Consider the following 12410-nt stretch of genomic DNA (forward strand, 5'->3'; position numbering starts at 1 on the left):
TATCGGGTTTTATTAACATTATATTATCTGTTTGATTGATTTTTACAGTATCTTTGCCGTAGAATCAATAAACCTGAAATGAAATGAAAATCGCAAAAACTTTATTATCTGTTGCCTTGTTACTATGTAACACTTCTGTATATTCAGCAGGATATACGCAACATGGTAACTTCATTACGATTAATGTAAAAAAACAAACGGCACATGGTGCAAAGATTGTTCGTCTGCAAGTTATTGACGACAAAATTATACGTGTAGAGTCTACAAATGAATCGGTATTCAAGCCCAAGCAAAGTTTGATTATTGTGCCTCAGAATGCAAAATCAAATTTTAAGGTTATAGAAAATAGTGGGAATGTCATTGTTGCCACTTCCAATATCAAGGCTTTTGTTGATGAGAATACTGGTCGTGTTGCTTTTAAAGATACAAAGGGAAAAACTATTCTTGCAGAAAGTAATATTGGTGGAAAAACGTTTTCACCGTTTATTGTTCCGGAACGTGAAATTGGTGTTGACAGTCATCTCACCGAATCTCAAAAGCATGGTGTCTCATGGCATGCTCTTTTTGATAGTCCTGCCGATGAGGCTTTCTATGGATTGGGTCAACATCAGTCAGAGGAACTTAATATGAAGAGTAAGAATGAAGATTTGTTCCAATATAATACTAAAGTAAGTGTGCCGTTTGTTGTAAGTAACCATAATTACGGATTGCTTTGGGATAGTTATAGCTATTGCCGTTTTGGTAATCCTGATGGTTACAAACAACTCAACAACCTCTTTACACTTTATGACAAAGATGGAAATAAAGGCGCTTTAACGGGTACATATACCCAGAAAGATGGTTATCAACTAGTTCGTGGCGAAGATAGCATATATTATGAGTTCGCACTTCCAGAGTTGGCTAAAGCTAAAGCTGGGAAAGATTTAGGTGTAGGATGTCTGCCTAAAGGATTTAAGCTTAATGGTTCTCATGTAACTTATGAGGGATACATAGAATCTCCTGTAGATAATTTATATCGTTTTATTTTGTATTATGCTGGGTATATGAAGGTATATGTTGACGGAAAGGAAGTTGTTCCTCAGCGTTGGCGTACTGCATGGAATCCCAATTCATATAAATTCACAGTGCCTCTTCACAAAGGTGTTAAAGCAAAGTTGCTCGTTGATTGGTATCCTGACGGAGACGTGAGTTATTGTGGACTTCGTGCCGCCTCTCCACGTAATGAGGCTGAACAGGGAAAGCTAAGTATATGGAGCGAGATGACTCCTGATATGGATTATTATTTTATCGCAGGTAAAAATCTCGATGATGTTATTTCTGGATACCGTACTCTTACTGGTAAAGCACAGGTTTATCCTAAGTGGGCACTTGGATTCTGGCAAAGTCGTGAGCGTTATAAGAGCAGTGCTGATATAGAATCTATTTTAAGTGAATTCCGCAAGCGCCACATTCCTATTGATAATATCGTTCAGGATTGGAATTATTGGAAGACTGATTCTTGGGGAGATCATACTTTTGAGTCTTCTCGTTATCCTAATCCACAGGCAATGCTTGACAGTGTGCATGCTCTTAACGGTCGTTTTATGATTTCTGTTTGGCCCAAATTCTATAGCAGTGTAAAGAACTATAAGGAGTTGGATGCCAATGGCTGGATGTATCATCAGGCAGTGAAAGATTCTATCTATGACTGGTTAGGATATTTAGGTTCATTCTATGATGCTTATGCACCAGGTGCCCGTAAGATGTTCTGGCGTCAGATGGACAAAAATCTTTATAGTAAATATAAATTCGGTATAGATGCATGGTGGATGGACGCAAGTGAACCAAATGTACGAGACTGTACTCCGATGTGGTATCGCAAAGCTCTCAGCGGTTCTACCGCTTTAGGTTCTACTACCAAGTATTTCAATGCTTATTCTCTTGTAAATGCCGATGCAATATATAATGGTCAGCGCAGTGTAAATCCAAATCAGCGTGTATTTCTTCTCACACGTAGTGGATTTGCGGGTGAACAGCGTTACAGCACAGCAACATGGAGTGGGGATATTGGTACTCGCTGGGAGGATATGCGTGCTCAGATGACAGCGGGAATGAACTATAGTATCAGCGGACTTCCTTTCTGGGGTATGGATCAAGGAGGTTTCTGTGTAGAAAATCGTTATGTTGCAGCACAACAGTTGTATGATAAAACAGGTGAGGAAAATGAGGATTTGAAAGAATGGAGAGAACTTCAGACCAGATGGAATCAGTTTGGATGCTTTATACCTTTATATAGAACTCATGGACAATGGCCTTTGCGTGAGGTTTGGAATATAGCACCAGAGAGTCATCCTGCTTACAAGACCATTGTAGCTTATGACAAACTGCGCTATCGCATGATGCCATATATGTATAGTTTGGCTGGTGCTGTTCATTTTAATGATTATACCATTATGCGTCCGCTTGTAATGGACTTTAATGGCGATACCAATGTTTATGATATTAAAAATCAGTGGATGTTTGGCCCTTCTTTAATGGCTTGTCCAGTTGGTGTGTACAAAGCTCGCAGCCGCAAGGTTTATCTTCCAAAGCAGAGAGGATGGTATGATCTTTACACAAATAAATACTATGCTGGTGGACAGACGATTGATGCTGATGCTCCTTATGATAAGATTCCGGTATTCGTACCAGAAGGTTCAATAATTCCATTTGGTCCTGATATGGAGTGGAGTGATGAAAAGCCTGCCGAACTTGTTAATCTGTATGTATATCAAGGTCATGATGGTGAGTTCACTCTCTATGAAGATGAAGGTACTAATTATAATTATGAGAAAGGTCACTATTCTACTATTAAGTTTACATATAATGATAAGACGAATACCTTAGTAATAAGTGACCTTTATGGTAGTTATAACGGTATGGTTAAGAATCGCCGTTTTAATATAGTATATCATCGTAAGGGACAGACAGTTGCTAATGCATTGGACTTTGACAATATTTCTGGTACTATTGTTAAATATACAGGAAAATCTTTGTCTGTAAAATTGAAATAAATGAGACATAAGTCAACTATATTATTATTGGCATTACTATTTGCAGTCAAGGTTTCAGCTGTAGAAAATAAGTTGTTTGTTGACAATTGGCTATTTAAATTGGCTGATTCTACAGGTATGTCATTATCTGATTATAAAGATTCTTCTTGGCGACAACTTACTTTGCCGCATGACTGGGCTATTGAGGGTGATTTCCTTGCTACAAATCCATCTGGAGAGAGTGGCGGAGCATTACCTGGTGGCATAGGTTGGTATCGTAAGCATTTTGATATAAACGATTACTCAAAAGCCAAAAGATATTATATTGATTTTGATGGCGTGTATATGAATTCCACCGTATATGTAAATGGCATAGAATTGGGTACACGACCTTATGGATATAGCAGTTTCAGATATGATATAACTAACTATGTCAAAAGGAATGGCAATGTCGTTGCGGTAAGAGTAGATAATTCTGACCAGCCAAACAGTAGATGGTATAGTGGATGTGGCATTTACCGTAATGTATATCTTGTAGAGACAGGTAATATCCACGTTGCTCATTGGGGAACTTTTGTTACAGCTTTACAGAATGGTGTTGTTAATATTGATGTTAGTATAGACAACACCTGCAATGCGTCAGAGAAAATCATCGTGCGCAATAATATTGTTGATTCTCATGGACGAATTTTATCAATTGCGTCTTCTGCTTCATTAGCTAAAGCTGATACTGTTACAGTAAACACGCAGCGCCTATCAATTAACAATCCTTCTCTTTGGTCTGTTGATAGTCCGAATATGTATCTTTTGCGAACAGAACTTTTACGTGGAAAGAAAGTTATTGATACTTATACAACGAAATTTGGTTTCCGTTCTTTCAAGTTTGAGGCAGCTAGCGGCTTTTGGCTTAATGGAAAGAATATGAAAATAAATGGTGTGTGCGATCATCATGATTTAGGATGTCTTGGCGCTGCAATACATAAGGATGCTATCATTCGAAAATTGTCCATTCTAAAGGAAATGGGTTGCAATGCCCTACGTTGTTCGCATAATCCACCTGCCCCTGAGTTACTTGATGCTTGTGACTCTCTTGGTTTCATCGTCATGGATGAGAGCTTTGATATGTGGCATCAAAAGAAGACGAAGAATGATTATGCTCGTTTTTTTGATAAATGGTTTGAACGTGACTTGACAGATTTGGTCGTTCGTGATCGTAATCATCCATCTGTTATCATGTGGAGCATTGGAAACGAAGTGCTTGAACAGTGGAATTCTGCTTCAGCAGATAAGTTAACTCCAGAGCAGGCAAACCTGATACTTAATGCTTCTCATGATGCTTCTTCACTTGGTGGAAAAGAGTTAAGTATTAATTCAAAACTCACACGCCGATTGGTTGATATAGTGAAGCATTTGGATCCCGCACGCCCCGTAACCTCAGGATGCAATGAACCTTCTCCAGACAACAATCTGTTTAAGAGTGGAGCATTGGATATTATAGGATATAATTATCATATAGGTAATATAAAGGATGTGCTACATAATTTCCCGGGTAAACCTTTTATTATGACAGAGTCGGTATCTGCATTGCAGACTCGTGGAAACTATATCATGCCAAGTGATACCATTTATAAGGCACCAAAAGAATGGTGGCTTCCATATACTGACCCGTCTTTCATGTGCAGCGCATACGATAATATGCACGCCTCTTGGAGTAGCACTCATGAGCAGACATGGGATGTAGTGAAAAACACTCCTTTTGTGAGCGGTCAGTTCATTTGGACTGGATGGGATTATATCGGCGAACCTACTCCTTATCGTTTTCCTGCACGAAGTAGTTATTTTGGAATTATAGACCTAGCCGGTTTCCCTAAGGATATTTATTATATGTATCAGAGTGAATGGACTTCAAAGCCAGTGTTGCATCTATTCCCTCATTGGAATTGGATTCCTGGACAGACTATAGATATGTGGTGCTATTATAATAATGCTGACGATGTAGAATTGTTTGTCAATAATGTCAGTCAGGGTCTGCGCCATAAGCAGCCGCATGAATATCACGTCATGTGGAGAGTCAAGTTTGAACCTGGTGAAGTGAGAGTTGTAGCAAGAAAGAATGGAAACATCGTGCGTGAGCAGACAATACATACTGCCGGCACACCCGATCATATACGACTTACTGCCGACCGTAGTTCAAACACTCATGGAGGATTGGTTTTCGTTAATGCTGAAATTGTAGACAAAGACGATAACCTTTGTCCTTGGGCTGATAATCAGATATTCTTTAATGTAAATGGCGAAGCCTCTATTGCAGGTGTTGATAATGGAAGTCAAACATCAATGGAGCGTTTTAAGGCGAATAACCGTAAAGCATTCTTCGGACGTTGCATGATTGTTTTAAGGACTTCTAATACTTCAGGTGAGATAAAACTTACTGGCAGGGCTGTTGATTTAAAAGATGGATATATAAAGATTAACAATATTAGTTATTAATTAGTATCATTTTTTGTATAGTCGTGCATACATGTGAATGTATGCACGATTTCTTATGATAATAAGTAATGTAGTTATTATGGAGATTCTTTTCTAATCAATAATAGTTATTAATCATTATCCTGCTTATTAGCCCTTAGATAATTATATAAATCAATTTCTATTTTGTTGGCACTAACATCTCCTTTACGATTCTTGCATCTTTTACGATATTCTTTAGGTGATATTCCAACATACTGCTTAAAGTACTTACCGAAAAAAGTCTGTGTTGGAAAATTCAGTCTGTCAGCAATTTCCTTTATGCTGATGTTGGTGAATTCCAACATTTGTTTTGAATCTATTATTACGCGACTTATAATCCATTTCAGAGCAGTTACACCAGTCTTTGCTTTTATTATCTCAGAGAAATAGCTATAAGAAAGACATTGTTCTGCTGCGTAAAAGGCAACATTTCTTTCTTTTCTATAATGTAGATCAAGTGAAACAATAAAATTTTGCATGATTTCATCATTTCTGTCTGGTGCAGACAATTCTATAGGTTGATTTATAAGATACTGGTTTAATATCTCATAAAACAATGTACTGGCTTGTGATTTTATAAGTTCGGTAAGGACCATACGTCTACGTTCATCCATTTCAGAAGAAATCTCATTATTAATTCGTTCTTCTATAGATGATAATAAACCAGAAATATATTCGTATTGCTGGTCTGTCATCGTTAGTTTTGGATTATCGCGTATATACATTTGACTTCTTACATTAAGAAGATTGGAAATCAGAGGTAGTATAAAATCTAACTTTGGTTTTATCAATAGTCCTTTAAAGTCATCGCTAACATTGAACACACGTAAGAATCCGGCAGGAGAATAAAAAAACATTTCCTTTTCTTTTATACTATAATCGTTTAGCCCAGACTTTATATCTATACTACCTTTAGTACATAGACATATTACCACTCCCATGGAGTTGTCTATAGAGACAATGTCACCTGGCTGTATAGATGTATCATCTAGATCTGGTACATAATGATACTCAAATGGGAGTTGAAGAGATTCTTGACTATTATTCTCTAACATCATGATTTATAGTTTAATGAATAATTTACTCGACAAATATACTAATTTATAGCCATTGTATTGCTATTTTTGTGTTACTTTTAATAGGTATTTGGCAAATCGAACAATCTACTGATATTATCAACCTTGCTAGTGATGACTAATAACACTAATTTTGCACTGTTTTATAACAAATTTATATTTAGAGAAATGAAAGTAAAAGGATTGATTGTATTTTTGATGGTAACGATTGTATTATCAAGTTGTTCCAACGAGAAAAAAACAAATAGCGTAAAAGCTATTAATGTAAGTGTTTTAATGGTAAACGGTACAGATGAAGCTACAACCAAGACTTATGTTGGTACAGTAGAAGAATCTTATGGTTCACAGTTAAGTTTTGCTACAATGGGCACAGTTTCTCAGGTCTTTGCAGACGAAGGCAAGTTTGTTAAGAAAGGTGATGTGCTGGCAGTCCTTGATAAGCAGACGTTACATAATACATATGATATAGCTAAGTCTACATTAGCACAGACACAAGATGCATATCGTCGTATGAACTTATTGTATAAGAAAGGTAGTCTACCTGAAATCAAATTCATCGAGATACAGACCCAACTTGCTCAGGCTCAAGCAGCTGAACGTATCGCAAGAAAAAATCTTGGAGATTGTGTCTTGCGTGCACCGTTTGGTGGTTATATTTCTCAGCGTAGCGTAGATATGGGAAACAATGTTCTTCCAGGACAAAGTTGCTTTAAGCTTGTAAAGTTAGACAAGGTTAAAGTGAAAGTCTCTATCCCTGAAAGAGAGATTGCAAGTATACATGTAGGACAGCTTGTACATTTTAATGTTGCTGCTTTGAATAATCGTATGTTTACTGCAAATGTAAAGGAAAAGGGAGTTCAGGCTAATCCATTGAGTCATACTTATGATATCAAATTAGAAATGACAAATAGTGATAGAGCTTTATTGCCAGGTATGGTATGTAATGTTTCTATAAATAATTCTGGTAAAGGCAATTGTATAGTTGTACCACAGGATGCAGTACTTGTTGATGGTGAAGGCACATACGTATGGGTTGCTGATGGTAACAAAAGCGTGCGTCGCAATGTGACAGCAGGTGATGTTAGTAATCAAGGAACTGTAATCACTATGGGATTGAATGTTGGTGACAAGGTAATTGTCAGCGGACAGGATAATGTAAGTGAGGGTTCTAAAATAAAGATTCAATGATGAAACAATCAAAATTTGATCCCGTTGAGGGAGTTATGCGCAAGAGCAGTATCATGCTGCTGATTGTGTCTGTATTCATTGTCTTTGGCATATATTCACTTATCAATATGCCTAAAAATGAATTTCCAACATTCACTGTACGCCAAGGTGTGGTCGCTGCTGTTTATCCAGGTGCCACTTCTGCTGAAGTAGAGGAACAAGTAACTAAACCTTTAGAGAAGTTTCTTTGGGGATTTAAGGAAATAAAGAAGTCAAAGACATATTCAGAAAGCAAGGACGGAATTTGTTATGTTTTTGTGGAACTGAATGATAATGTAAATAATAAGGATGAATTTTGGAGTAAGTTTAAAATCAGACTCCAACAGTTTAAGGGTGAATTGCCTTCTGGGGTATTAGCTTTAATTGCAAATGATGACTTCGGTGATACATCAGCAAAGTTGATTACCTTAGAGAGTAAAGATAAAACATATAGACAATTACATGATTATATGAATAATCTGCAGGATAGTCTACGTACTATTCCTGAGGTTGCTAATATGAGAGTGGTCGGTGAACAGAAAGAACAGATTGGTATTTATATTGATCGTGATCGTCTTTCTACATACGGCTTGAACACAGCAACCTTGCTTGCCAGTCTTAAATCACAAGGACTTACTATTATTAGTGGAAATGTTGATGATAAGAACACTGTTAGACCAATACATGTGGTATCCAATCTTGCCACTGAAAATGATGTAGCACAACAGATTGTATTTTCTGATCCGTCAGGCAACGTTATACGTTTGCGTGATATTGCAACAATAAAACGTGAATATCCTGATGCTGATAGTTATGTTAAGAATAATGGCAAGAAATGTATTGTCTTATCGCTAGAAATGAATGAAGGTAAAAATATTGTTCAGTTCGGTGACAAGGTAACAGAAATAATGAACAGATATAAGGCTAATTTGCCTTCTGATGTTAGCATATATACTATAACTGATCAGAGTCAGGTAGTAAACTCATCTGTTGTAGATTTTCTTAAAGAATTGGGAATAGCTATTGTTTCTGTAATTGTAGTCATCATGCTTCTATTGCCAATGCGTGTGGCAAGTGTTGCTGCAGGCACGATTCCGATTACGATATTTATTGCTTTGGGAATATTCTATGCTTTTGGTATAGAATTGAATACGGTAACGCTGGCGGCGCTGATAGTGACCTTGGGTATGATTGTAGATAATAGTATAGTCATCATAGACTGCTATATAGAAAAGATTGACCAGGGGATGAGTCGATGGCATGCGGCTTCTATGTCGGCAAAAGAGTTTTTCTCATCTATATTCAGTGCCACATTGGCTATTTCTATCACTTTCTTCCCGTTATTGATAACGATGAAGGGGCAGTTGATGGACTTCGTAAAATGGTTTCCTCTTGGTGTATCCATTGTCCTTGGTGTGTCTTTGTTAATAGCGGTATTCATGGTACCTTGGATGCAATATACATTTATAAAGAAGGGACTGAACGAAGATAAGAGTAAACAGAAACATAAATCTTTCCTCGAAATCATACAGCATTATTATAATATATTGATTAATGCTTGTTTCAGACATCCGTTTGTTACATTGGGCTTTGGTGTGTTTACTGTTATAATAGGAGGAGCTCTCTTTTCACAAGCTCCACAGAGACTTATGCCAAGAGCAGAACGTAACCAATTCGCAGTAGAAATATATATGCCTTCTGGCACCGCAATTGAACGGACTGCGCAGGTTGCTGATAGTTTGCAACATCTAATGAAGAAAGATAGTCGTGTGATCAATGTCACTACATTCTATGGTAGCGGTTCTCCTCGCTTTCAGACTAGTTATGCTCCACAGATTGGTGGTACTAATTTTGCGCAGTTTATTGTTAATACGAAAGATGACGAGGATACACAAGCTTTGCTTGATAAGTTTACACCGATGTATTCTAACTATTTTAGTGATGCTCAGGTACGTATTAAACAATTAGACTATTCAGATGCTTTATCACCTGTTGAGATTAGATTTAGTGGTAGTAACCTAGCGCAGTTGCATAAGACCGTAGATGCAGCAATGGCTATTATGCGTCGTGACAGTGATTTATTGCTGGTAAGAAGTAATTTCGAAGGAACTACCAGTGGACTGAATGTTATAATGAACAGTGATGAGGCTAGTAGATTGGGTATAAACAAGGCTATGCTGTCATTGAATCTTGCTACAAGATTTGGCAGTGGAATTCCACTCACTACAGTATGGGAGGGAGACTATCCTGTAAATGTCATGTTGAAAGATGTAAAATCAGGAAAACAGAATCCTGATGATTTGAATAATTCTATGGTTAGCGGTTTGGTTCCAGGAGTAAATGTGCATCTTAATCAGATAGCTAATGTGAAACCAGACTGGCATGAAGGCATGATAGTAAGGCGTAATGGTGTTAGAACTATATCGGTCTTTGCTGATGTGCGTAGAGGTCTAAATCTGAATACGGCAACAGATAAAGTCTTAGCATCATTAAAATCTGTTCCTGGTAATGGAGTTTCGATGAAAGCTGGTGGCCAGCGTGCTAGTGATGATGAAAACGGACCACAGATTTATGGAGGTTTATCTATATCAATCATCATTATATTTGTGATACTTATTTTCCATTTCAAAGACATACGTATGTCTGTACTTATAATGTTTTCACTTCTGTTCTCTCTGTTAGGAGCGGCTTTGGGTATATTTATCATGCATCAGGATGTGAGTTTGACTGGTGTACTTGGAATGATATCGCTTATGGGAATTATAGTGAGAAATGGAATCATCATGATTGACTATGCCGAAGACCTGCGCAAGAATAATAGAATCAGCGCCAAGCATGCAGCTCTTCAGGCAGCAGAAAGACGTATGCGACCTATATTCCTTACCAGTGCTGCTGCATCAATGGGAGTTGTTCCGATGGTGATACAAAACTCACCAATGTGGGGACCAATGGGAGTCGTTGTATGTTTCGGTACTATCATGGCTATGTTCTTTATTCTCACAATGATACCTATTGGATATTGGATGATATTCCGTATAGAAGACAAAAAACGTCATTTAAAGAATGAGAAAGAGCGTGCAAAGATGATGCTAAAAATCGTAAGTGCAGAAACTGAATAGACAACAATATTTATAATAATTATGATGAAAAGATTATCAATAATAATATTATCAGTTGGAATGATTTTGCCAATATATGCACAAAAGATATATACATTGAAAGAGTGCCGCGAGTTGGCAATGCGAAACAATGTAAAGATCAAGGATGCTAAACTTGGAGTAAGTCAGGCTTTGGAGACGGAAAAGAATGCTTTTTCTAAATATCTGCCTACAGTAACGGCTGGTGCTCTTTATTTCCAATCTAATGACTATTTGATGAAAAAAGACTTTAGTCTATCAGCATCTGATCAAAGTAAATTGGGTAGTGTCGTCTCGCAGCTAGGATTAAATCCTGCTGCGTTGGCATCATTGCCATCTTCTTACTCATTTAATATGTTGAAGCATGGAACAATGGCGCAACTTATGGCTATGGAACCAATATATGCTGGTGGACAGATTACGAATGGAAACAAATTGGCTAAGTTGCAGACTGATGTCAAGAAACTCCAGATAAGACAGTCTGAAGATGAGATCGCATCAACAACAGAGACATACTATAATCAACTGCTAACTCTTTATGGGAAACTTAAAACCATAGAAAAGGCTGATGCTCAGTTGAAGCGTATTCATAATGATGCTGAAAATGCATACAAAGCTGGCTTGTCTACAAAAAAAGATATGTTGACAGTCGAATTGAAACAGAATGAATTGCTTGGCAACAGATTAAAAGTTGAAAACGGTATTAAACTGTGTAAAATGGTTCTGGCGCAATATATTGGTATGAATGGTGAGGAAGTAATGATAGATACAACGTTGACAAATAATATTCCTGAACCATCTACTTACCTTGTTGACCATGCTTCAGCATTGAACAATAAGGTTGAGTCACAACTTTTGGATAAAAATGTTGAGGCTAACAGACTCCAAACAAAACTAAAGAAAGGAGCCTTGCTGCCTACGTTGTCTGTTGGCGCAGTTGGAGTGTATCAAAACATGATGGGAAGTGGGCAAGCTAATGTGATAGGACTTGCAACTCTTAGTGTTCCTATCAGTGGTTTGTGGAGTGATAATCATCTGGTGAAGCATCAGAAGATAGCCGAACAGATTGCACGCCAAGACAGAGATGACAACCGTCAATTACTAATAATACAGATGCAAAGTGCATACAATGATTTGGATAATTCATACAAACAGATCTTAGTGGCACGTAAAAGCATCGAACAATCAACAGAAAATCTTCGTTTGAATGAGGATTATTATAAGGCTGGCACTGCAACAATGAGTGATTTGCTAGATGCGCAGACAAGTAATCAGCAGTCTTTAGATAAGTATACTGAAACGGTATGTAACTATCTTGATTGCAAGACAGCTTATTTTATAGCTACAGGCAGGGATGCTGAATAAAAACTAACATATTTAAACTGTGCAATCGTTTGCTCACCGATTTGCGCTAATATTGACAATTATCAGAACAATGGGGGAATTTTAGTCTTATCTTTGCATTGTGA

Annotated in this window: 6 protein-coding genes; 5 read left to right on the top strand and 1 reads right to left on the bottom strand. The window is 37.4% G+C overall.

All coding sequences use genetic code 11. The features are described from left to right. Window positions 1–83 precede the first annotated feature (83 nt). Window positions 84–3032, top strand: coding sequence for a TIM-barrel domain-containing protein (locus HEQ28_RS01165; protein WP_434503367.1), 2949 nt, complete (start codon window positions 84–86; stop codon window positions 3030–3032). Then, window positions 3033–5501, top strand: coding sequence for a glycoside hydrolase family 2 TIM barrel-domain containing protein (locus HEQ28_RS01170; protein WP_434503368.1), 2469 nt, complete (start codon window positions 3033–3035; stop codon window positions 5499–5501). A gap of 110 nt (window positions 5502–5611) precedes the next feature. Here the strand turns inward: HEQ28_RS01170 and HEQ28_RS01175 are convergent, their stop codons facing one another. Further along, window positions 5612–6580 carry a helix-turn-helix domain-containing protein gene (locus tag HEQ28_RS01175; RefSeq protein WP_434503369.1) on the bottom strand — a complete coding sequence of 323 codons (969 nt, stop codon included), beginning with the start codon at window positions 6578–6580 and terminating at the stop codon, window positions 5612–5614. Window positions 6581–6766: 186 nt separating this feature from the next. On the opposite strand from HEQ28_RS01175, the gene HEQ28_RS01180 reads away from it, so the two are divergent. From HEQ28_RS01180 to HEQ28_RS01190, 3 genes are read left to right on the top strand one after another with little or no spacing between them, the layout of a single operon-like run. Then, window positions 6767–7786, top strand: a complete 1020-nt coding sequence (locus HEQ28_RS01180) for an efflux RND transporter periplasmic adaptor subunit (RefSeq protein ID WP_434503370.1) — start codon at window positions 6767–6769, stop codon at window positions 7784–7786. After that, complete coding sequence (locus HEQ28_RS01185; protein ID WP_434503371.1) at window positions 7783–10923, top strand: efflux RND transporter permease subunit; 3141 nt, start codon at window positions 7783–7785, stop codon at window positions 10921–10923. The genes HEQ28_RS01180 and HEQ28_RS01185 overlap by 4 nt, the downstream gene beginning before the upstream one ends. 21 nt (window positions 10924–10944) lie before the next feature. Further along, window positions 10945–12306 carry a TolC family protein gene (locus HEQ28_RS01190; RefSeq protein WP_434503372.1) on the top strand — a complete coding sequence of 454 codons (1362 nt, stop codon included), beginning with the start codon at window positions 10945–10947 and terminating at the stop codon, window positions 12304–12306. Window positions 12307–12410: the final 104 nt, after the last annotated feature.

It is taken from the genome of Prevotella sp., from assembly GCF_051059605.1.
In the GTDB taxonomy this organism is placed as follows: domain Bacteria; phylum Bacteroidota; class Bacteroidia; order Bacteroidales; family Bacteroidaceae; genus Prevotella.

Excerpts from the sequence above, each read along its gene's own strand:
- HEQ28_RS01165 (WP_434503367.1), top strand. The coding sequence starts at position 84 with ATGAAAATCGCAAAAACTTTATTATCTGTTGCCTTGTTACTATGTAAC.
- HEQ28_RS01190 (WP_434503372.1), top strand. The coding sequence starts at position 10,945 with ATGATGAAAAGATTATCAATAATAATATTATCAGTTGGAATGATTTTG.
- HEQ28_RS01185 (WP_434503371.1), top strand. The coding sequence starts at position 7,783 with ATGATGAAACAATCAAAATTTGATCCCGTTGAGGGAGTTATGCGCAAG.
- HEQ28_RS01175 (WP_434503369.1), bottom strand. The coding sequence starts at position 6,580 with ATGATGTTAGAGAATAATAGTCAAGAATCTCTTCAACTCCCATTTGAG.
- HEQ28_RS01180 (WP_434503370.1), top strand. The coding sequence starts at position 6,767 with ATGAAAGTAAAAGGATTGATTGTATTTTTGATGGTAACGATTGTATTA.
- HEQ28_RS01170 (WP_434503368.1), top strand. The coding sequence starts at position 3,033 with ATGAGACATAAGTCAACTATATTATTATTGGCATTACTATTTGCAGTC.